The organism is Micromonospora sp. 4G55 (assembly GCF_016803375.1).
The window spans coordinates 1-21,079 of record NZ_JAEVHN010000040.1; the positions used below are offsets into that span (position 1 = coordinate 1).

Here is a 21,079-nt window from a genome sequence, read left to right on the forward strand (position 1 = left end):
GCAACCGCCGGGGTGCCGCCGGGCGCTTGCGCCAGGGCGGCGGGGTCCCCGAGCGGCGGCCCCGTTGGGGCCGGCCCCTGGTCGGCGGCGCGCGCGGCCTGCGAAGCGGGCCGCCTTGAAGACGTATAGAAAGTCCTCACCAAAGTGACGGGGCTAAGGTGTCGTACTCCGGTTGATGCGTTACACGTTGACTCCGCTTGATGGGTTACGCGGATCCCCGACTCGCTGGCTATCGACTGTGAACCTCTGGCCGACGACGCGGATGCGGCAACATCCGCTTCTGCCGATGAGAGTGCGTTGGCGCAGCTGCTGACTAGCAGAATCCAATACTTACTGTTTTGCCGCACCCTGAGCCGCTTCGACGGCATCGCAGACGGAGGGCGCGGCCACTCAACAGGACAACGAGACGGCTCGCCAGGCCGAGGCTGCCGGATTGGCGCACGAGCATCGACCTTTTAGGAGCCCTGAAGGAATGCTCTTGCAAAGATGTCCACCCTCTTGTGCCAATCCAAGCCGAGATGTTCATTCAGCATTGGCACCAACGCGTCTGCGTCAAGCAGGTTAAGCCTGGGGTTATCACGCGCAAAAGCTATCGCGCCGCGAGTGAATCGCGTTGTAGTGACGATTACACCCCGGACAGATTTTTCATGATCAAGAATACCGTTCAATGCGCGAACTATCTCTACGCCTACCGGATCGTCACTGCGCAACTTGCACTCGACAAGCGCGACGTCTCGACGCTCGCCAGAAACCTCCTCGGCACGTAGGTCAAATCCCCCGTCGCCCTGGCTTTTTGTTAGCGATACGTCATACCCCAGATGCTCCCACAGTGACGCAGTGAGTGCTTCAAAAATCCGAGGCGATAACGTCTTAAGTAGATCTATTCGCCCGGCGTGAGAGCTATCGCTGCTTACCCAACGGGCACGAATAATGGCGGCAGCGTCTGATATGGCATGGATGCGGAGATCGGGCAGTCCGTGCTGAGCTTCCAAGTATAGGTTTAGCGCGCGAAGGCATTTTCCGGGCTTGAAAGGTAGCATTTCAAGCGCCCAGGTCACGCCCTCCCAAGCGTCAGAAACGCCGTAGCGAAGCTTGCGCTCTATTCGAAGATAGGACTCTGCTAGCGTCAGATCCGGAGGACGATTTCCCTCCTGCAGCATCTGGTGGAGAAGTCTGTGAGTCGTCGTATCTGCCTGGGACGTGGTCGCACTTAGCATTGTACGGAGTAAGGATTTTACTTCTTCCTCACTTCGGTCATCGACGTCTTTGAGATACTCGGCAAGCAGTTCATCGCTTGGAAAGGAGACATGCGCAGTCGGCTCATCGTCGCCAGACTCATTAAGTACGGCGTTCAGCCAGTGAAGAAGTTGCCCTGCTAGATCGCTCATGTCTCGCTTGTTCACCTCGGTAGGACAATGTGGTGCCGGCGGAAGAGATCGTCGAAGAAGGCCGTGACCAGAGGGCGCGCTTGGCCCTCGTCGTGGAGTTCGTTCGTGCCGAACCGGTAAACCTCGTAGCCAGCAAGGCTAAGGTCACGGCTGGCAGCCACGGTACGCGCGTACTCGTTGCCATCGGGGAGCCAGCGCCGTTGGCCATCTGCGGCCTCCCGCTCGCTTGCGTAGTGCGTCTGACCGTCGACCTCCAGCACGATTCGGGCGCCTGCCGGTGCTAGCAGCAGGAAGTCCATGCGGAACTGCACCAGCGCATCCTTACCGCGGGCCTTCACCGTTTTCGGGTCCCAGTGGCGCCAGACCTCGGGCAGGAGAGCCGGAAGCTCCTGGAGGGCGGCACGGTAAATGTCGTGGTAAAGCCTGAAGAGGAGCAGCTGATGCCGGGACCCCTGCGGCACGCTGCTGCCGAGCCGCTGGTACAACTCCCGCTTGGCTTGGTGATCGTCCTCGACCTGACGGGTGTCCGACCACCAACTCTGCAGGTCGCGCCAGCGGAGGCCGGCAGGGCCAATAGGCCGGTCGTAGACGAGGACTTCCCCGGTGGCATCTACCACCTCGACGTCGCTGTCGATGACGTCGATGAGCCGGAGATCTGGCTTCCTAGGGGACGCGAAGATGAGCTGCTTGGGCCGGCCCGTCCTGGATCCGGTGGCCACCAGGTGGAAGGTCGGGTAACCGTCGGTGCTGCCCGTTTCCCGAAGCTCCAGCCCGATACCAGCCAGCGGCGGATTGATCGCGTCGACCAGCCGGCGTTGGGCGTCTTCATCCGGCACGGTTTCGCCGGACACCATGCCTTCGAGGAAGAGAGCGAATCTGCGGTCAGATGCCTGATCGACCGCACCGAGCTCGTCGAACAACTGCTCGACGGTCCAGTCGTCGTTACGGTAGAAGTGCTGATCGATCTGCCCACTGAGGCTGGTGTCCTCGAAGCCGAAAAAGAGGCCACCGCGACCCAGATCAAACAGCGTGGCTAGGAGGTTGTGGAATCGCTGGGCGTGATCGACCAGGATCCACCCCGGCAAGGCCCGGGCGAGGTCGCGACGTGTCCGCTTCGGGATCGGAGGAGGGTGCTCATCGGCCCAAACAAGATCCTGGACCGTCATGCGATCGATCATGTGGAGGCCGCAGTTCCGTTGCACCAGGCCGACCGCGACCTCCCGGAGCTGCTCGTCTGGGACTGCCGCAGCGCTGCTCGCGCCACGCTGAGCTTTGGTCTCGCCGCTCGTAGATGGCGGGAGCCCAGCCTTAACCAGGTCCTCGTCGAGCCTGGAATGAGCGCTTCCGTCAGCGATCGCGCGGGCGGCGCGGGACACGACCTCACGAAGTATCACGGCACCCGCGTCGTCAATCATCGTGTCATTCTGGCAGGCATCGCGCCGGTTTCTCGACCGCTGCCATCGCGTCAACGACTGGTCCCGAGATCGGGTGCACTGTCATGCCGCTGAGTGTGCGTGGATCTGCCGAGTTGAGCGCGCCGAACTCGGCTGCTGGCGAGTGCCAGATGACATCGACCTGAGTCGTCTTCGGGCTCCCGGCAACACCGAGGTGCAGACTCAGGAACTCGACTAGCACCCAACATGCCTTGGCAAAGAAGTGTTGGCCAAGATATGTTGGCTCAATGTCGTCCGGTCAGAAGAAGCAAATCACCGATCCGCAGGCGCTGCGCGCGCTCGCCCATCCCATCCGGCTCAAGCTTCTCGAACTGCTCACTGTCGACGGTCCGGCCTCCGGGCGAAAGCTGGCCGACCGGACCGGCGAGTCCACGGCATCCATCAGCTATCACATCGGCCAGCTGGCCAAGTGGGGCCTCGTCGAGCCCGCACCCGAACTGGCTGAAGGACGCGAACGGCCATGGCGAGCAACCAGCCGAGGGATCACCTGGTCAGCGACCGGTGACGGCTCGCCGGAGTTCGTCGCCGCCTCCCGGGCGCTGCGAGAGCAGTTCATCGCCCAACGGATCGCCGCCCTCGACGCCTACCAACGCCACCAGGACGACTTCGACACCGCCTGGCAGGAAGCGGCCTGGGTCGGCGAAGACATCGGCTACCTCGACCCCGACGAATTGGTAGAGGCAACGGAGCGCATCAAAGCCATTATCGGCGAGTACACCGCCACCACACGACCCCGCTCTCCGCATGCCCGCCGCGTCGCCTTCTTCGGATACGCCGTTCCCACGGACGATGGCTCCAGCTGATGCTGCGCGCACCAGGACTGCTCGCCCTGTTCGTCGCGAAGCTGTTGTCCACCTTCGGCTCCTGGCTCACCCTCTTGGCGCTGCCGTGGTTCGTCCTGGTGACCACCGGGTCGCCGGTGAAGATGAGCGCGGTCCTGGCCGCAGAGTTCCTCGGCGTCGTGACCTTGGGCCTGCCCAGCGGCAGGGTCGTGGCCCGGCTGGGTGTACGGCGCACCATGCTGATCTGCGACGCGGCGCGCGTACCGCTGATGGCGCTGATTCCGCTGCTGCATCAGGCGGGATGGCTGAGCCTGCCGGCTCTGCTGGTGGTCTCGTTCAGTCTTGGTGTGTTCACTGCTCCTTATGTCTCCTCGCAGCGGCTCATCCTGGCCGACCTCCTCGGCCCGACGCGGGGCACCGACGAGAAACTCCTCGCCCAGGCCAACAGCCTGATCGACGGTGCGACCAGAGTCGCCGCCCTCGCCGGACCCGCCCTCGGCGGCCTACTCATCGCCCTGCTCGGCCCAGCCCAGGTCCTCTGGATCGACGCCGGCACGTACCTCATCTCCTACCTCATCCTGGCCGCCTTCGTCCGGCCGCCCGCTCCTGTCGTGGCAGACACGAACAGGGAGTCCCCTCGTGCGAGCGACGAGCGGGCCGCCACGTTCGCGGGCCTACGCCACGCGCTGCGCCATCGAGCACTTCGGCTCTTCGTGCTCGCCCTGACGTTGGTGACCATCTCGGTCCCCGCCGTGTTCATCTGCCTGCAAGTGCTGGTCATGGATGAGCTGGGAGGCGACCCCCGAACGCTGGGACTACTCACCGCGGCAAACGGCGCCGGCCTCGCCATCGGCAGCCTGGTGGCCGTCGCTGGCCTCGGGCGGATGAACAACACTGCCCTCACCGGAGCCGCCATGCTGCAGTGCGCCCCGCTGTGGCTGCTACTCGTCGATCAGGCCCTCGCGGTGGCCAGCGGACTGTTCCTAGTCGGACTGGCCACGCCGTTGCTAGCCGCAACTGTCAACACCCGCGTCACCCTACGCACCCCGGCACCTATCCGACCTCACGTGATGACCGCAGTGACGACCACCGAAAACTTGGCCGCATTCGTCGGATACACCGCCGCCGGACCGGCGTTGCAACTCAGCGGGCTACGCACAGTCCTCGCCGTCATAGCAACCCTGGCCGCCCTTGGCGCGATCACCTTCGCCATGGCCCTACGCGCCGACCACTCACCACCGGCCGTGCCGAATCAGCGCCCCCGTGAACCCAGACGACACCGCCACACGCCGGCGATCCACGAACCTGCGACCGGGACGGAAGGCAATCCATGACCCGGCACTGGTTCTCGTTCAGCAAGGCACACAAGCGAACAGGCCAGGGCACTCATCTGCCGCGGAGCGTCGCTACGAACGACCGGATTTGCCGATGTGCGTGCGGGGGGCTTGAGGGGTCGCAACGGCGATGAGTTTCGTTATGGAGTCCAGTCTGTACTCCCATGCACCCATCTCCCGACTCTCGGGGAGAGCGTCATGACCGCTACGTACAGGAGGCAAGCGTGAAGCTTCTTCTCACGTCCGCAGGCGTCCAGAACCCGAGCATCCGCGATGCGCTGGTCGACCTGCTGGGCAAGCCGATCGCCGACTCCAGTGCCCTCTGCATCCCTACGGCGGCCCACCCCATGGGCGGGCCAGCCTCGGCCTGGCGCTTCATCACCGGTCAGACGCCGCTACCCATGTGCGACCTGGGCTGGAAGTCGCTGGGCGTCCTCGAGCTGACAGCGCTGCCCAGCATCGGCGAGGAGCGGTGGGTCCCCTGGGTCCGGGAGGCTGACGTCATGCTCGTGGCCGGCGGCGATGCGACGTACCTGTGCCACTGGATGCGGCAGTCCGGGCTGGCGGACCTCCTACCGTCGCTGCGGGACACCGTCTGGGTGGGGTTGAGTGCTGGGAGCATGGTGCTGACCCCCCGGATCGGTGCGGACTTCGTCGAGTGGCAGTCCGCCCCCGACGACCGCACACTGGGGGTCGTCGACTTCTCGATCTTCCCGCACCTAGGTCTCGAGCCGGACAACACCATGGCTGGTGCCGAGAGATGGGCGGCCGAGATCGCGGGTCCGGCGTACGCAATCGACGACCAGACGGCCATCAAGGTGACCGGCGGCACCGTCGAGGTCGTCTCCGAGGGGCACTGGAAGCTGTTCCCCGCGTAGCCGCGGGCCAACAGTGATCGGCGTGGCGAAGCGCCCGCTCATGCCGCTCCGGGCGTGCTGGCGTTCATCGCCGCTGGGGACGCACGGTGATGTATGGCTGCCTTCCCTGCTCCCGCTTCCGGTGTCGTACCTACCGATCAGCTCGTTCTACGCGCCGCGGCGTCTGCCTTCCTGGGCCGCTACCGTGGCCAGACTCGCGTCCATACCGAGTCCGACCTGCGAGTCTTCCTACGCTGGTGCACCGACCAAGACCTCGACCCGCTGGCTGCGGCACGAGTGGACATCGAGCGGTACGTGCGCTGGCTGCAGGACGTACGCCGGTACCAGCCCTCGACGGTCTCGCGGCGCCTGTCCGTCGTGGTCGGGTTCTATCGGGTCTGCGTCATCGACGCCATCCTGGAACACTCGCCCGCCGACTACGTCCGCCGGCCCACGGTGCCGGCCGAGTCGCCGACCCTCGGGCTGGGTCACCTGCAGTTCGAGGCCCTGATCACCACCGCCCGGCTGTCGACCAACCCGAACGACTTCGCCCTGGTCGCCCTTCTGGGCCTGCTCGGCCTGCGGGTCTTCGAAGCCTGCGGGGCCAGCATCGCCGACCTGGGCGAGGAGCACGGCCACCGGGTACTGCGCGTGCGCGGCAAAGGCGGCAAGATCGTGCTCGTCCCGCTGCCACCCGCGGTGGCCCGATCCATCGACCGGGCCGTCGACGACCGCACCACCGGGCCGATCCTGCGCAACAGCCTCGGCGGGCGGATGGACCGGCACGCCGCCACCCGCCGGCTCAAGCACCTGGCCCAAGCCGCAGGGATCCGGATGCCGAGGATGCATCCGCACATGCTGCGCCACACGTTCGTGACAACCATGCTCGACGCCGGCGTCAGCCTGCGCGACGTGCAGATCGCCGCCCGCCACGCCGACCCGCGAACCACCATGCGCTACGACCGAGCCCGCAAGAACCTCGACCGGCACCCCAACTACATCCTGGCCGCATACATGGCCTCCGGGACATAGCCAGCCGCTCACGGCTTTGCCGAAGAGCGGATGGGGCAAGTTCAGTCGCCGCCTCCGGGGTGAACCTATTCGGGCGGCCAGGAGCCCGTGACGTAACTGAATGTTCGGGAACCCGTCACGGCGCAAACGGGTCCCAGTGGGTGGCATAGCGGAGGAGGGACAGCGCCAGGTCGGGGTGGGCGGCGGCCCATTGCGTGTCGAAGAGGAACAGTTGTTCGTGGCCGAAGAAGTCGTCGATGTAGCGGGCGGCCTGGGCGAGGTGCTCATCCACCGCGACGCGGGCCTCCGGTGGTGGCTGCGGCAGCTTCCATTGCAGGATCTGCTCGTGGCTGGGTGCGGTCCACTTTCCGAAAATCGACAAGTCGTATGGTTCGAGGCAGACGTATCGGTCCATGGCGGGGCCGATGCCATCGTCGCCGGGTCCGACGAGGGACCGCAGCAGGTCGGCGTCGAAACGTTCCCGGGACACGGGATCGGCGATACCGCGTAGGTGGTCGGCAAGTCCGGGCAGGTTGACGCCGGGGAAGACGGTCGCTTCCCGCTGGTCCAGGTTCGTGCCGTTGTGGTCGGTGTGCTGCCAGGTGACGCGGACCGCGTAGACGGACTCCGGACCGGGCCCGGGTGGGCCGACGACGCGGAGCGCCACGTCAGGGGTGAAGGTCGCGCCGGGCGCGTCGGCGCCGGAAGGCAGCGGCCAAGTGTCGTTTACGAGGTACGCGAGCCGGTCGGGGTGGGCTACGACCGCCTCGTCCTCGAGGAAGAAGTAGGCCAGGTCCACCTCGTCGTCGTTGGTACGCACCCGCAGCCCCCGCTCGTCGAGGCGTATGGGGTCGTCAGATTCGACCCAGAGGTGCTCGTCCAGGAGTTCGCGCAGCTCGTCGAGGGTCTGTGGGCAGGGCAGGCGGTGTTCCTCGATCGCCTCGAAGATCGAGTCGAAACCGTAGGCGCCGCCGCCGATCTCGGCGTCGAGAAGCGCTTCCGGGTCCTCGTGGTGCCAGGCGCGCTGGAACCAGCCGAGCACCGTCGTTTCCGGCACGTGGAAGACCAACTTGCTGAACGGAGAATCCACGCGCGACCGCTCCACGAAATACACGTGAGGAGCTTAGGTGTGCGAGTGGAGATCGCATACGCCCTGATGCACAGCCCGTTGGAGGGAAACGGGCGCGCTCGGCGGACGTGACTCGGCCGACCGCAGCCCATGGTGTTCAGTGCCCATGAAGCCGGAATCACGCGGCGGGCGGCCTTCGATCGAATGTCCGGATCTGCCGCGATCCGCGTGCTACACAGCGTCACGCCGAGCTGGCCCGGTTGCCGTCCGGACGTGCCGATAAGCGGATGCCTCACGCCGTCGGCGCGGCGTGGACGTCGGCTGTTCCACCGCGGCTGGCAACATCCAGGTCTTGAACCGGCCGTCTCTGCGGGCGAGCCATGCAACCCAGCAGGTCCTCCCCACCCCCGTGAGGGTGTTCGCCGGCCACCGCCGAGCCGGTCAATCTCGGATCCCAGCCAGCCCGACGACGTCGGATCTGATGGGCTCCTATGTCGGTGGGGATCGTCATACTGGGGCCGTGAACTCCGAGTATGGACGGGTGGAGGTCGTAGGCACCGGCGTGACGGGTAGCCTCACCCGAGCCGCGACCTATCTCCAGCAGCTCTCCCAGACTGCGTCCAATGTTGACGATCTCCTCACTTACCTCGGGGAGGCAATCGCGTCCGCTCGCCTTGCGCTTGAGAAGTGCCTGCATGAGTACGACTCGTTCGACACGCTCGCGTTTCTTCGTTTCGCGGTGGGGCCGTGGGACTTCAGCGAAGTGCGAGAGAGCCAGAGCCAGGTCGAGAACTCTCAGGCCGCTCAGGACGTCATCGCACTCACGCTCCTAGGCATGGGGTTGCCCCGGCAGCCGCTGACTGGGGAGAACTCGGGGCAGCCCAACCCCGGGAAGGTACTAGGTCTGGCGGCCGACATCGTGAGGGCCGCCCAGACGCGCGCCGTCTTGCAGGGTCAGCGTGTGGATCAGCCGCTCGGCGCTCTCGCGGGCGAGTTCATGGGGTACGAGCTCTCGGTCCGCGGACGGCAGTACGAGTCGATCGCAAAGGAACTGAACACTGGGCTCTTGGGTGATCCAACCGTTGCCACCGTCATGGTGAATACCCTCGGGTTCACCCTCGACGACATCCGGGCGGTGCGCGAGGCGTCGGTGGCCCTGCTAAACGAGCGGTTCTTCGGTGCGCGCGACCGCGTCGGAAACGTCGTTCAGTCGGGTGCTGGCATCGAAGACATCGACCCTGACGCGTTCCGGCGCGACATGAATCTCATGGTGAACGAGTGCCGGCTGTTTGGGGCTGTGTCGGCCGTCGAGGCCGCAGGCCGTGCCGGAGTCGAGGAGTCGACGGCGAAGGCGGTCCTGGAGTATTTCAGCACCTCCCGGCCGGCGGATAGTGAGGCTAACCCGGTCATCAGGTTCGCGCAGGGGGAGCGTGTGGTGCCGTGGGGGTGCATCGCGGACGACGGCGAGTACCTCATCCTCAACGGGTTTCTGGGTGAAGACGAACTGCGCCGTAACATCGAGCGTGGGCTCGCCGCGGCCGCCGCCGGAAAGCGCGGGAGTGCAGGCAAGGTGTGGTCGAAGTACGACGGGCGGCGGGCCGTGTACTCCGAGTCGAAGGCGGCTGCCGCGCTCAGCAAGCTGCTTGCCGGAGTCGAGCCCCGCTGGGAGGGGCAGAAGTACATCGGCCCGGTCTCCATTGACCACACGGCAAGCCTGGGCAAAGACGCCGACCGGACGGGCGTCCAGACCCGGGAGTTCGAGTCGGACTTGCTGTTCGTCGTCGACGGTGTCGCCTTATGCGTAGAGGTGAAGGCCGGGTCCGTCACAGAGAAGGCCCGCGGCGGCAACGCCAAGCGGTTGGCCTCAGACTTGCAGAAGACCCTCAAGGAGGGCAACGAGCAGGCGGACCGGTTAACCAACCTGATCCGCACCAACCAGGGGGTGTGGAGCGTCGGCGGTGAGTGGATTGACCTGGCGTCCGTCAGGGAAATCCACTCGATTATTGTGATGCTCGACGATATGGGCCCGCTGTCGCTGTCGATGAACGAGCTCGCGCACAAGGGCATCATCGATACCGACGAGGTGCCGTGGATCGTGAGCATGCACGACCTAATCGTCATCAGCCGCACGATCGACCACTCCGCCCAGTTCCTCGAGTACCTGCGGCGTCGCCGTGGCCGGAAGCTCGCAACAATGGTGAACGGCGTCGACGAACTCGACATGTTCATGTGGTTCGTCACCGGAGGCATGTACTTCGAGCCCGACCCGCGGGACGTCGCGGCCCAACTCCCAATCGACAGGCCCATCAAGGCGTCCGACATGCGCCGCTACGAGGAGCAGTCCCGCGTACGGCTCGGCACTCTCACTGATCCGCTGGATGCGTGGTTCTATAGCCGCGAAGGTCTCTCAGACACCCAAGCACCTAAGCCGACCCGGCAGGAGGAGCCGTGGGTCGAGCAGTACCTGGCGGCGAGCGAGTCGGCCAAATCACCCGGGTGGCTTCGGTTTGGCGCCGACCTGGTCGGTCTGAGTGAGAGCGCGCAACGCGACATCGGGAAGAAGCTGGAGGAGCAGTGCCACCAGGCGCGTGGCGGCGACATCGAGCGCAGCGTGACCACTCACGGCACCACCAGTGCCGGGCCCTGGCTGCTTACCGCGGCGGCCGTGCCTGAAGGGGCGAGCATCGACCACCTCCGTGAGTACATAGACGCGAAGCAGTACCAGACCCGGTCGAGCCGGTCAATGCTGCTGCTGTACGAGACCGACGGGTCGCTGAGCGGGTCTCGCTACCGCGGCGAGCCTCAACCTCAGACTGCCGACCGAGACGCCGCCATCGAGGTCACCCCGCTGCGAAGCCTCGCCGCCACCTTCAACCAGGTTCCTCCGAGTGCACGACGCAGCACCAGGCAGTTGCGCGGCAGGCGGGGCAAGAAGAACCGCCGGCGCCGCTGAGCACGTTGCACCGGAGGTCAACCAGCGCGGTGACAGTATTCTGCCTGGCGAACCGCTCATGGTTCATTCGGATCTGACGCCGTTCGAGAGCGCTGTCTGGCCGATGCGCTCTGCTCCTGCTACACAGGGCGCATGGGGATGGACATCTATGACCAGTACGAGCGGGACGCCGACCAGCACCTGGCCGCCTACGGCTTGCGCGTCGCCGTCGACCAGGTCCCGATCGTTCGGGATGTCCTCATGCGCGAAACCCGGCACGAGGCGGACATCTACGCTGGAATGGGCACCATCCCCGGCAACACGCAGCTGATGCGGATCTGCGCCGTCCAGCTCTGGCACGTCGGCGCCGTCGAGGACGCGCTGTTGGTTCACCGCGCCCGCCGCACCAGTATGGACGCGACCGGCGCCGTCGACGCGGAACTGATGCTTGGGGCGGGCGTGGCCAGGACGAAGGAGTACCTCGCGACTTTGTGCACCGATGAAGCCCGGGAGATCCTCGACGAGATCGCGTGGGTGGAGGAGTCTTACGACGCCAAACGCTACGCAGCTCTCCTCGACAAGTGCTACCGAATTGCTTGACCGCGTGAGGAGGCCGTTTGCAGGCGCACTCGGTCACGGTTGTCCGCCAGCGGTGGCGAAATGAGCGGTCTCGAAGACCTGCATTGGTCTTCTGGTGATCATGGTGCTCACGCACTCTCATGCCGCCGATCGTGCGCGCCGCCCGGCGGCGCGACCGTAACTGCCTGTAGCCGGCCCATGTGGGGTAGGCATCCTGTCGTGCCGATGTGCGCGTATGTAGTCAAAGCTGAAAGGAAGCGGGCCGGCCCCTCGGCGGGCGTCCCAGCCCGTGTCAGGTGCCGTACTCCCCGTGAATGCGGAGGGCTGGGAAACCATCGGTGCGTGCTATGACTACAGTGCGCGCCCATGGGACACGTCTTGGCCCGCCTCGCCGGTTACGGCGTGGTGCTGGTGCCGTATTGGCCGTACACGTTCGAACGTTCCGACGCCGCGTCCGACGCTGTGGTTGTGACGAACTGGCGGGCGGACGGCCCGGCAAGGGCGCTCGTCGATCCGGCGGACGCGCACGCCGCGCCCGGCATCGTCGACGTGGAGCCCGGCCCGGACCATCCGTTCTGGGTCATCGAGACCAGCAGCTTCAGTGTGGTCTGGCCGTCCGGTTTCAGCGTCGAGTCGACCGTCGACCCATACTGCCTCGTCGGCGAACACGACGCGTCGATCTCCGTGCAGGGCCCGGTGCACATCGCCGACCCGGACGTGATGATCGCCCCGGGCCAGACGGTTGTCGCCCGCCGCAAGATGAGCCGTGACGTGCAGGTCATCGAGTTGGCGTACGAGCACGAGGGTGAACCGTGGCGGCAGGCTGTTTACCTGTACCCGCGCAAGGGTGGCCGAGTACTCGTCTTCACCGCGCAGTCTCGCGAGCCTGGCGTCGCGGCCGCCCGCGACGCCGTGGAGTGGATGCTGGCCCTAACCTGAGGCGGGACGGCCCAGCCCTGCGGACGCACGCACATGCCGCTGTCCGCGCGTCCCTGGCGCGCACTGTCCGTCGCTCGGTAGCAAGCGGCGGATCCGTCACACGGTGTGACGACCGGGCACCGTCGGTCGACGAACTGTCACCCATCAACTGGAACAGGTGCGTAACGCATCAAGTGGAGCCCGACAGTGACGGGGCTAAGGGGTGCCGTCACGCGACATGCTTGACACGCCGGGCCTGTAGCCTCGACCGATGGACCCTACAGTACAGATTGCCCTGTATGGCGTAGCTGGCACCGCGGTCGCCGCGCTCGCTGGGGTCGCCGGCGCTGTCTTCGGCCCACTGCTGACAGCACGGCAATCCGTGCAGTTGGCGACAAATAGTCGACTTAGAGAGCTACGCCACGCGCTGTACCTAAAGGCTTTGGCCTACGTTGAAGACGTTGAGGCAAGGCTTGACCGCATCTCAGAACCAATGGCTGACCACCAAGGTTTCGCTTCGACTGTGGCTACCCGTGGAGACATCACCGCAGAACTGCGCTTACTGGCCGAGTCCGATGTGCTCGACGCCTGGATAAAACTCGTAGATGCTGACGTCGGCCTGGCATACCGCGAGAATCACGATCATACGTTAAGGGTCGGAAATCTCGTCGGAGGCGACGATCCCATGGTGAAGGATGTCGTAAAGGCCGTGGCCGACTTTCGTCAGGCAGTCCGCCGAGTCGTTGGCAGCGACGACTCCCGATAGCCGCACCTACTAACCGTAAAGGCTAGGAGCTGGCGCGGCGCAAGTCCTCGAAGGCAAGGAGGGCGCACCCGATAATTCCGATGGCGCGACGGGTAGCCGCGAGCGCCGTTGCCTCGCTTCCGTCCACCAGCGCAAGGCTTCTTCCCGACTCATCGAACGGAGCTTGCTGCTTGGCTCCCAGCGTCAAGGCCCACTGCTTCGCGTGGGCATAGCCCGAGTAGAGTCGATAGATGAACTGTGCCCGCACACCCTCCCCTACCTGCTCGTACCGATCAAAGAGTTCTACCGTTGCAGGAACGGGGACCGAGAGAACTTCCTGTCCCTTGCGGTTAGCAGTCGTGAGTCCCGCGTTTGTCGCTTCAAGCATTAGGTCTTTCAGGCGGTCAATCGCAAGCTTGGCTGGCGGCGTCACTTCGGTTCGCCCTATCGATTCCTCAAGTTTGCGACGTTCCTCGAAGTCTGCCGCCTGAGCGGCGACGCCTCGCGCCCGCCTGTCCTCGGCACTACAGCTAGGCTCGGTTAGCCAGTAGGCAAAAAGAGCGGATTCGTGAACGGTACGCAGCAGAGAAAAGTGGGCATATGCGGGCATGTACCCGGCTGCCAGCAGAGCCCTCCAGGCCTGTAGGTGATCAATCGCTGCCCTCAGTGCCGTCGCCGCCTGGTCGAAAGCGTAGCCGTCGAGCCGGCTCGCCCGAGCGCGATCCGCTGGACTGTTCGGGGCGGGAGGCGTCATAACAATGATGTCCAAACGGCGTGCGAAATCATCTACTTTGGCGACGTCCGCCATCAGAGCGTCGTAGATTTTTCGATCTACAGGAGTTTGGACAGGATCGCCGGGGCGATGCAGAGGGGCCATGGCTTCTCACTCCCGAAGTATGCTTACCACTCGTTCTCAAGGACCGAATACAGGAGCGAGTCACGCCAGGCTCCATTGGTGAAGACGTGGTCCCGGATTCGTCCTTCATACTCCATACCAAGCCGCTGCGCCACTGCAATCGAGGTCGCGTTATCGGGGCCGATGGCAGCGGAAATGCGGTGTAGGCCCAGTTCGCGGAAGCCGAAGTCGGTCAGGGTCCGCGCCGCGTCGGTCGCATAGCCGTGGCCCCACTGGTCGGCACGGATGGCGTATCCGAGCTTCGCGGCCTTGACGCCGTCGAGTCCAAGCCGGGCGAACCCGACCAGCTCGTCACCTGCCAGGGTCACTGCTAGGTAGTACTCGTTGCGGGGCTTCGTCTTGGCTCGGGCCACCGCTCCCTCGATCATCGCCGTCGCGGCTTCGAGGTCGCGGTTGTCGAACGAGAGCCACCGGGTCACACGCTCGTCGCCTACGAGGGCAAGAGAAGGGGCCGCGTCGTCACTGCGAAACTCTCGCAGGATGACTGCGCGGCCCTTCAATGTCACGGGGTACATGCCCCGATCTTGCCCTACCTGGGAAGGGCCTTCAGAGGCGTGCTCGTGAAGTCCTCGATCTGCTGGAGCAGGTCGCGTCCCTCGGCCGCCAGCCCGGCCCGGGTGACGGCCTGGTGCACGCGCTGCGCCGAGTGCACGATGCCGTTGATGCGCTGGCTCGGAGGCAGTTCGAGCACCGGCGTGACGGCCTCGACGGCGCCCTCCAAGTCACGGGCGGCGATCCGTGCGATCGCCAGGTCGGAGTGTGAACCGGCTTGGTCGCCGAAGGCCCACGCGGGATCGTTCGGGTTGGCGTAGGCATTGACGGCGCGGGTGGAGAGGTCGACTGCCTGGTCCGCCTCGTTGGGAAGCCAGGCGAGGGCATCGGCGGCGTAGTAGAGCGTGCGAGGCTGGTTGAACGTGCAGATGCCGCCCAGCTCGTCGACCTCGTCCGGCTCGACGCGGTTCCATGCTTCCTCGGCGACTCGGATCGCGGTGAGTGCCTTGGCGCTGTTGCCGAGTGCGGCGTAGCCGCGGGCTGCGCTGACCGGCAGCCACACGGAGGTCGTGCCGGCGGTGCCGGCGGCGATGTTGGTGCCCGCCTCGGCGTACCGAACGGCCTCTGCGTACCGGCCCGCCCAGTAGGCGACCATGAATTGCAGGCCACGAAGCCAGGCTCTCAGCCCGTTGTGGTCGGCCTGGTCGGCGCAGAGCACGGCGGTGCGCGCTTGCAGCATCGCGGCATGCGGGTCAGCGAGGTCGTGGGACGCCTTGGCCAGAAGTCCGCTCGTGACGGCGGTGAGGAAGTGCAGTTGTCGGGCCTGCTGCGGCGTCTGCCGCCGTTCCAGCAAGGCGAACAGGGTGTCCTGGGTTTCGACCATGTCGCCGAGCAGTTCGGTGAGTGGGCGCTGCGGGTAGGCCAGCGCCAGGCGCTGGACATCGTCGCGGAGCTGCTCGACCGCCTCGGGGGTAGTGCTCTCGGCGGCGAGGAGGGTGAAGCGACGGGCTCGTTCGGCTGCCATTCTGATCAGACTCCTTTCGTTGCCGGGTGACGGCAGCACCAATGAGCCGTCGTCGGTAGCCGGCTGGGCTATGACAAGTTCCGGAGTCCAGGGCCGGAGGAGTTCTTCAAGCGGCATGCCGAACATTGCCTGTAGCGCTCGCCTCGTGGCGGGCGTCGCGCCGGCTGAACCTCGCTCGCCTCTGGCCAATCGGCCAAGGTGACGGGCGCTGATCGCGGCGGGTTCCTCCAGCCGGAGGAACGCGTCGGCCATCTCCTCGTAGGTGCGTTCGCGTTGCTGGATGAGGTACTCCAGCATGGTTCGGGGCGTGCGGCGTGTGCTTGCCACCTGTTCCCCTTCTCGCTCTGGGCTCCTACGTCGACGGTTGCGCATTGCGTGGCAGCCCTCAACGGATGTCCTCCGGTTGTCCTTCGGTGGTCCGTCAGAGGTCCTGACCGGGACCTCGATAGGTCCCGGTCGATCGCGCCACTCTCAGTGTGAGCCAGACAGGCACACCGTGACGAGCGAGTAGCGAAGGGGAGGGCAGCGCCATGGCCAATTCTCTGCTGATGCCAGCGATCGCCATGATTGTTGGCACGACTCTGCTGAGCTTGCAGATCTACATCATGATCCGCATCAACCATGGCGCTACCCGGACCCGGCGGCGGAATCGTCAGTCCAGCGGCAGCGGAGCGAGGGGCAGCATTCGCTACAGCGTGGGTGCTGCCCCGTCCCGTATCCTGAGCGGTGATGACTCCGGCGACCGATCCATCCGAGCTGCCCGACGACTGGTGGACAGCGGCGGAATGCGCCGTCTACCTCGGGATTACGCGCGGCACTTGGACGGCGTACGTGGCCCGGGAGCAGGCACCCGCCCCAGAGCGGATGTTCGGTCGGTCCCCTGCCTGGCGGCCCAAGACGGTCAAGACCTGGGCGGCGTCGCGCCCGCGCCACGGCAAGTAGCTTCGATCCTTCCGTCTACAGCACCAGTGCTGTAAAGTCGGCCCCGATACAGCACCGGTGCTGTATGCAAGCTAAATAGATGGCCCCAGCGAGCTGCAACTCGCTGAGGCCGGCGCATCGGTCTACCTCGCGAAAGGACCACACGATGCCTGTTCAGCGTACCCGCGTCCCTGTTCCTGCTGCCTCGGGTCATCACACCTCGGCACGTGCGGCCTCCGCGCCCAACTCTGGGCTTCCTGGCTCGCTCGTTGCTTCGACCCCTGTTGAGGCTCCTGGACCGCGACCCATCAGCAACCCTGTCCCCGTCCCGAACCCTGCTTTTGACTCGTGCGCCGTTGTCGCCGGTCAGACGTCGGGGGCGTCTGCCAAGCTGTTCCACCTGCCGACCGCCCGCGAGGCGTCGGCACCTGCTGATCTGGGCTCCCTGACCGAGTGGGAGTTGCAGGCGGTGTTCTTCGCCGCTGGTGCCCGTTGGTCCACTCACGGGAACCTGCCGTACGAGGACATGGCCCGCCTCGTGCGGGACCAGATCACTGTCCTCGGCTGGGAGACGGTGCGGGACATCGGTGCCCGAATCAAGGCCGCCCTGGACGGCTGCCAGTGGCGGGAGTGGGAGGCCCTGCTTCCCGGTCTCGACCACCGTGGCGACGCGATGTCGATCGCCGCGAAGTTCGGTCGGATGCACCGCCGGGCGACCCGCCCGAACGCTGGGCTGACCGCCTGGCACCAGGCACTCGGCACCGCCGCCCCGTCGGTGGTGGCGGCGTGAGTCCGCTTCGGCTGGCCCGTCTGTCGCGGGGCTGGGAACCGACCCAACTGATCGGCCGGATGAAGATCCTGGCCGACTCCGAAGGGATCACCCTGCCCCAGGTGTACCTGCTCGTGCGGCTGCTCTTCCTGTGGGAGAACCACCGCGACCAGGTGCCCGGCTACTACGCCGGTCTGCCTACCCGCATCTACGGTGAGCTGCCCACGACCTCCACGCGGGTCACCGCGTGACGGTCACCATTGAACCTGTGACCCCGGGCGGCCTACGTCGCCCGGGGCCACAGCCCTTCGTCTCGGGTCGCCGCGCCGTCGACGCCGCCGACACGGGCCGGCTCCGCGCCCAGGACCCGAACTACTTCGATTGGCTGCACCACGTCCGCCCCGCCGCCGGCTGCACCCGGCCCGTGCGGCTGACCGGCGAGTGCGCCACCATCAACCCCGCCACCGGGGAACTCCTCGCCCTGGCGTCGACGGAGGACATGCCGGACGGTCAGATCTACAAGCCGTGCGGCAACCGCCGCGCCACCGTCTGCCCGTCCTGCGCAGAGGTCTACCGCCGCGACGCCTTCCACCTCATCCGCGCCGGCCTCATTGGAGGCAAAGGCGTCCCTACCGCCGTCTCCGGGCACCCGGCCGTTTTCGTGACGCTCACTGCTCCGTCGTTCGGTGCGGTGCACACCCGCCGGTCCAGCAAGACCGGGCAGGCCATCCTGTGCCGCCCCCGCCGCGCTGAGATGCTGTGTCCGCACGGGGTGGACCTGCGCTGCCAGCGGCTGCACGCCGCCGACGAAAAGGCTCTCGGGACGCCGCTGTGCCTGGACTGCTACGACCACCACGCCCAGGTCGTCTTCAACCACGCCGCCGGAGAGCTGTGGCGGCGCACCTCCATCGCCATCCGCCGCGAGCTGGCCAAGACCGCCCGCGCGTTCGGACTCACCGCGGGCTCCTTCCGCCTCTCCTACGGCAAGGTCGCCGAAGTGCAACGACGGGGCGTGGTCCACTACCACGTCATCATCCGCCTCGACGGCAACGAGCCCGACTGCCCCGGCGCGATCGTCCCGCCCCCGGCACCGCTCGGGCTGCTGGACCTCGTGGCGGCCGTCGAGCACGCCGCCGCTGCGACCCGCTTCACTACCGACGGCCATCCGCACCAGCCGTCCGGCTGGGCGATCGGCTGGGGCGACGAAGGCAGAGGCCACTACGCCGACATCCGCCCGGTCCGCCTCGCTGGCGACGGGGACATCACCGACGCGATGGTCGCCGCGTACCTCGCCAAGTACGCCACCAAGAGCACCGAAGCCACCGGCCACGCCTCCGGCCGCCTCAACGGCGACACCATCGACCTGTACGCCAGCCCCGACGGCACCCACGCCGAACGGCTCATCGACGCCGCATGGACCCTCGGCGGCGCGCACGGCTGGACCGGCCTGCGCAGGTGGGCGCACATGCTCGGCTTCGGCGGCCACTTCCTCACCAAAAGCCGCCGATACTCCGTCACCTTCCGCATCCTGCGCGACGCCCGCGTCGTATGGCGCCGCACCGTCGACCAGGACCAGGACCAGGAGCACGGCGCCGAAACCACCGTCGTCATCAACACCCTGGCCTACACCGGCTCCGGCTGGCTCACCACGGGTGACGCGCTGCTCGCCAACACCGCCGCCGCGATGGCCCGCGAGCGCGCAGAGGTCGCCCGTGAGGCCATGCGCGAGCACCACGGCTGACACGTACGTGTCAACCAACCCACCCCGCTTGACACGTACGTGTCAACGCCCGCAGTCCCTAGCAGGAAGGACCACCCCGTTTGACCGCACCCGCCACCGACGCGCCGGACAGGGCGCTCTACCGGATCACCGAGGCCATGCGACTGCTCAGCCTGTCCCGGACCGTGATCTACGAACAGATCCGCGCCGGTCGGCTGCGCACCGTCCAGCAGGGGCGCACGCGCCTTGTCCCCGCCGCTGCAATCACCGCCTACGTCGATCTGCTCGAAGAGGAAGCCCGGAAGGGAGGCATCCGATGACCAACCGCCGCGCCCGAGGAGAAGGCGGCCTGCACTGGGACGAGTCCCGGCAACGCTGGATCGCCACCGTCACCGTCGGCTACACCCCAGCCGGCAAGCGCATCGTGCGCAAAGGCAGCGGCAAGACCAAGACCGAAGCCCGCACCAAACTGCGGGAGAAGATCCGCGACTACGAAGACGGGCTCGCCATCGCCGAGCACCACTACACCGTCACCGACGCCATCACCGACTGGCTCACCTACGGACTCAACGGCCGATCAGACCGCACGAAGAGCAAGTACGAGATCCTGTGCCGCACCCACATCACCCCCGCGTTGGGCGCTCGAAAGCTCCGCGAGCTTCGCGCCCAGGACGTCGACCGCTGGCTAGCCGACAAGGCCACCACCCTCAGCACCCGCACCCTCGGCGAACTCCACGGGTGCCTCAACCGCTCCGTGAACCGAGCCATGGCTCGGGACAAGGTGAAGCGCAACGTCGTCGCGCTGTGCACCGTCCCGCGCGGCCAGGAGGGCCGACCCTCCGAGTCCCTCACTCTTGCCCAGGCTCATGCAGTCCTGAATGCCGCTATGAGCACGCGTCTACATGCGTATGTGGTGCTGTCGCTCCTCACCGGAGCGCGCACAGAGGAACTGCGTGCGCTGCGTTGGGATCATGTCGACCTCGACGGTCGGCCCGACCTCAATCCCCCACTACCGCCTTCCGTGAATGTCTGGCACTCCGTCCGGGACGGAGGCGATACCAAGACCAAGAAGTCGCGACGGACGCTCGCCCTTCCCCAGCGATGCGTCACCGCGCTGCGGCTTCACCGCGAGCAGCAGAATCACGACCGGGTCGAGGCCGGCAAGGACTGGCAATCTCTCGGCCTGGTCTTCACGACGACTGTCGGCACTGCCCTCGACGCGGCGAACGTCCGCCGGGCCTTCCGCCGAGTCGTGACCCTCGCTGGCCTCGATCCGGCTGGCTGGACGCCGCGAGACCTGCGACACAGCTTCGTGTCCCTGCTCTCGGATCAGGGCGTCCCGTTGGAGGCCATCGCCGACCTCTGCGGCCACGCTGGCACCACCGTGACGGAGAAGGTCTACCGCCACCAGCTCCGGCCAGTGCTCCTCGGCGGCGCACAAGTCATGGATGCGATCTTCGGCGAGAAGCCGTAGTCACTCAGATAGTCACTCAGGAATGGAAAGAGGCCCGAATCATCGATGTGATCCGGGCCTCTACCTGCGTGGGCGATACTGGGATCGAACCAGTGACCTCTTCGGTGTGAACGAAGCGCTCTCCCGCTGAGCTAATCGCCCTCAGCGCCGATGACTCTACCTGATCGTGTGAGCGGACCGGAAATCCGGGTCCCGCGCGCCGCACCCCGGCGCCACGACCCCGGTCAGTGCGTGGCGAGGTAGTGCATCAGCCGAGCCACCAGGTCGATGCCGAGGCTGTACTTGAGCGAGAGCCACACCACCGTGGCGACGAAGATCAGGCCGACGGAGCCGAGGGCGACGCGGACCGGCAGGGACCGGGTGGTGGCCCAGCGGGTCCAGGCCTGGACGTGCCGGCGGGTGAAGGCGAGCAGCCGGCGGGCCCAGTGGAACTCGACGGCCCAGATGGCGAGGCCGCCGATCACGATCAGCCAGCCGGGGCCGGGCAGCGGGATCAGGGCGAGGCCGAGGGTGACGACCAGCGCCCCGGCGATCGCAATGAAGATCTTGAGTGCGACCCGGCCGGTGGGGTTGGCGCGGATCAGGTCGAGACTGGTCCGGACCCGCTGCCGGAAGCCGGCCGGCGCCGCTCGACGACGGCCGTACCGGTGGACCCGCGACCGCCGGCGGTAAGGCCGGAGGGCCGCGGACGAGT

The 21,079-nt window shown here is 66.3% G+C and carries 20 protein-coding genes and 1 tRNA gene; 13 read left to right on the plus strand and 8 right to left on the minus strand.

The features are described from left to right. Nucleotides 1–455 precede the first annotated feature (455 nt). Together JNW89_RS37515 and JNW89_RS06055 are read right to left on the minus strand one after the other, a co-directional pair. Nucleotides 456–1,403 carry a restriction endonuclease gene (locus JNW89_RS37515; protein ID WP_238448065.1) on the minus strand — a complete coding sequence of 316 codons (948 nt, stop codon included), beginning with the start codon at nt 1,401–1,403 and terminating at the stop codon, nt 456–458. Then, on the minus strand, nt 1,400–2,803 hold the full coding sequence (locus tag JNW89_RS06055; protein ID WP_238448066.1) for a hypothetical protein: 1,404 nt from the start codon (nt 2,801–2,803) through the stop codon (nt 1,400–1,402). Before JNW89_RS06055 ends, JNW89_RS37515 begins: the two co-directional genes overlap by 4 nt. A gap of 266 nt (nt 2,804–3,069) precedes the next feature. Here JNW89_RS06055 and JNW89_RS06060 point away from each other — a divergent pair, with 266 nt between their 5' ends. From JNW89_RS06060 to JNW89_RS06075, 4 genes are all read left to right on the plus strand, one after another. Further along, nucleotides 3,070–3,645: a helix-turn-helix transcriptional regulator gene (locus JNW89_RS06060; RefSeq protein WP_238448067.1), complete on the plus strand. Its 576-nt coding sequence runs from the start codon at nt 3,070–3,072 to the stop codon at nt 3,643–3,645. Further along, entirely contained in the window at nt 3,645–4,958 is a 1,314-nt protein-coding gene (locus JNW89_RS06065; RefSeq protein ID WP_238448068.1) for an MFS transporter, read from the plus strand. Before JNW89_RS06060 ends, JNW89_RS06065 begins: the two co-directional genes overlap by 1 nt. 224 nt (nt 4,959–5,182) lie before the next feature. Then, nucleotides 5,183–5,836 carry a Type 1 glutamine amidotransferase-like domain-containing protein gene (locus JNW89_RS06070; protein WP_238448069.1) on the plus strand — a complete coding sequence of 218 codons (654 nt, stop codon included), beginning with the start codon at nt 5,183–5,185 and terminating at the stop codon, nt 5,834–5,836. 93 nt (nt 5,837–5,929) lie between these two features. Continuing rightward, nucleotides 5,930–6,847: a tyrosine-type recombinase/integrase gene (locus JNW89_RS06075; RefSeq protein WP_255540462.1), complete on the plus strand. Its 918-nt coding sequence runs from the start codon at nt 5,930–5,932 to the stop codon at nt 6,845–6,847. 115 nt (nt 6,848–6,962) lie between these two features. Here JNW89_RS06075 and JNW89_RS06080 read toward each other — a convergent pair whose 3' ends face one another. Further along, nucleotides 6,963–7,916 carry a hypothetical protein gene (locus JNW89_RS06080; protein ID WP_238448071.1) on the minus strand — a complete coding sequence of 318 codons (954 nt, stop codon included), beginning with the start codon at nt 7,914–7,916 and terminating at the stop codon, nt 6,963–6,965. A 520-nt stretch (nt 7,917–8,436) separates the two neighbouring features. On the opposite strand from JNW89_RS06080, the gene JNW89_RS06085 reads away from it, so the two are divergent. From JNW89_RS06085 to JNW89_RS06100, 4 genes are all read left to right on the plus strand, one after another. Then, nucleotides 8,437–10,848: a hypothetical protein gene (locus JNW89_RS06085; protein ID WP_238448072.1), complete on the plus strand. Its 2,412-nt coding sequence runs from the start codon at nt 8,437–8,439 to the stop codon at nt 10,846–10,848. A 132-nt stretch (nt 10,849–10,980) separates the two neighbouring features. Next, nucleotides 10,981–11,427: a hypothetical protein gene (locus JNW89_RS06090; RefSeq protein WP_238448073.1), complete on the plus strand. Its 447-nt coding sequence runs from the start codon at nt 10,981–10,983 to the stop codon at nt 11,425–11,427. Nucleotides 11,428–11,784: 357 nt separating this feature from the next. Next, the gene (locus JNW89_RS06095; RefSeq protein ID WP_238448074.1) at nt 11,785–12,345 is read left to right on the plus strand and encodes a hypothetical protein; all 561 of its coding nucleotides are present in this window, start codon (nt 11,785–11,787) and stop codon (nt 12,343–12,345) included. 250 nt (nt 12,346–12,595) lie between these two features. Further along, a complete protein-coding gene (locus tag JNW89_RS06100) occupies nt 12,596–13,090 on the plus strand; it encodes a hypothetical protein (RefSeq protein WP_238448075.1) in 495 nt (164 codons plus the stop codon). Between the two features lie 22 nt (nt 13,091–13,112). Here the strand turns inward: JNW89_RS06100 and JNW89_RS06105 are convergent, their stop codons facing one another. The 3 genes from JNW89_RS06105 to JNW89_RS06115 all read right to left on the minus strand — a co-directional run bounded on the left by JNW89_RS06105 (nt 13,113) and on the right by JNW89_RS06115 (nt 15,798). Further along, nucleotides 13,113–13,877, minus strand: coding sequence for a hypothetical protein (locus JNW89_RS06105; protein WP_238448076.1), 765 nt, complete (start codon nt 13,875–13,877; stop codon nt 13,113–13,115). A 92-nt stretch (nt 13,878–13,969) separates the two neighbouring features. Beyond that, nucleotides 13,970–14,500 carry a GNAT family N-acetyltransferase gene (locus tag JNW89_RS06110; RefSeq protein WP_238448077.1) on the minus strand — a complete coding sequence of 177 codons (531 nt, stop codon included), beginning with the start codon at nt 14,498–14,500 and terminating at the stop codon, nt 13,970–13,972. 14 nt (nt 14,501–14,514) lie between these two features. Beyond that, nucleotides 14,515–15,798, minus strand: a complete 1,284-nt coding sequence (locus JNW89_RS06115) for an XRE family transcriptional regulator (protein WP_238448078.1) — start codon at nt 15,796–15,798, stop codon at nt 14,515–14,517. A gap of 1,150 nt (nt 15,799–16,948) precedes the next feature. Here JNW89_RS06115 and JNW89_RS06120 point away from each other — a divergent pair. From JNW89_RS06120 to xerC, 5 genes are all read left to right on the plus strand, one after another. Then, nucleotides 16,949–17,212: a hypothetical protein gene (locus JNW89_RS06120; RefSeq protein WP_238448079.1), complete on the plus strand. Its 264-nt coding sequence runs from the start codon at nt 16,949–16,951 to the stop codon at nt 17,210–17,212. After that, the gene (locus JNW89_RS06125; protein ID WP_238448080.1) at nt 17,209–17,442 is read left to right on the plus strand and encodes a hypothetical protein; all 234 of its coding nucleotides are present in this window, start codon (nt 17,209–17,211) and stop codon (nt 17,440–17,442) included. The genes JNW89_RS06120 and JNW89_RS06125 overlap by 4 nt, the downstream gene beginning before the upstream one ends. 17 nt (nt 17,443–17,459) lie before the next feature. Then, nucleotides 17,460–18,932: a replication initiator gene (locus JNW89_RS06130; RefSeq protein WP_238448081.1), complete on the plus strand. Its 1,473-nt coding sequence runs from the start codon at nt 17,460–17,462 to the stop codon at nt 18,930–18,932. An 80-nt stretch (nt 18,933–19,012) separates the two neighbouring features. Further along, complete coding sequence (locus JNW89_RS06135; RefSeq protein WP_255540463.1) at nt 19,013–19,231, plus strand: helix-turn-helix domain-containing protein; 219 nt, start codon at nt 19,013–19,015, stop codon at nt 19,229–19,231. Next, nucleotides 19,228–20,385, plus strand: a complete 1,158-nt coding sequence (xerC, locus tag JNW89_RS06140; protein ID WP_238448082.1) for a tyrosine recombinase XerC — start codon at nt 19,228–19,230, stop codon at nt 20,383–20,385. The genes JNW89_RS06135 and xerC overlap by 4 nt, the downstream gene beginning before the upstream one ends. Before the next feature lie 69 nt (nt 20,386–20,454). On the opposite strand, the gene JNW89_RS06145 is transcribed toward xerC, so the two are convergent. Beyond that, nucleotides 20,455–20,526, minus strand: a tRNA-Val gene (locus JNW89_RS06145). 83 nt (nt 20,527–20,609) lie between these two features. Next, the coding region (locus JNW89_RS06150) for a TIGR02611 family protein (protein WP_238448083.1) at nt 20,610–21,079 on the minus strand (470 nt) is incomplete at its 5' end.

Coding starts and splice junctions, on each gene's coding strand:
- JNW89_RS06055 (WP_238448066.1), bottom strand. CDS start 2,803: ATGATTGACGACGCGGGTGCCGTGATACTTCGTGAGGTCGTGTCCCGC.
- JNW89_RS06060 (WP_238448067.1), top strand. CDS start 3,070: ATGTCGTCCGGTCAGAAGAAGCAAATCACCGATCCGCAGGCGCTGCGC.
- JNW89_RS06065 (WP_238448068.1), top strand. CDS start 3,645: ATGCTGCGCGCACCAGGACTGCTCGCCCTGTTCGTCGCGAAGCTGTTG.
- JNW89_RS06075 (WP_255540462.1), top strand. CDS start 5,930: ATGGCTGCCTTCCCTGCTCCCGCTTCCGGTGTCGTACCTACCGATCAG.
- JNW89_RS06090 (WP_238448073.1), top strand. CDS start 10,981: ATGGGGATGGACATCTATGACCAGTACGAGCGGGACGCCGACCAGCAC.
- JNW89_RS06100 (WP_238448075.1), top strand. CDS start 12,596: ATGGACCCTACAGTACAGATTGCCCTGTATGGCGTAGCTGGCACCGCG.
- JNW89_RS06105 (WP_238448076.1), bottom strand. CDS start 13,877: ATGGCGGACGTCGCCAAAGTAGATGATTTCGCACGCCGTTTGGACATC.
- JNW89_RS06110 (WP_238448077.1), bottom strand. CDS start 14,500: ATGTACCCCGTGACATTGAAGGGCCGCGCAGTCATCCTGCGAGAGTTT.
- JNW89_RS06115 (WP_238448078.1), bottom strand. CDS start 15,798: ATGCTGGAGTACCTCATCCAGCAACGCGAACGCACCTACGAGGAGATG.
- JNW89_RS06120 (WP_238448079.1), top strand. CDS start 16,949: ATGGCCCGCCTCGTGCGGGACCAGATCACTGTCCTCGGCTGGGAGACG.
- xerC (WP_238448082.1), top strand. CDS start 19,228: ATGACCAACCGCCGCGCCCGAGGAGAAGGCGGCCTGCACTGGGACGAG.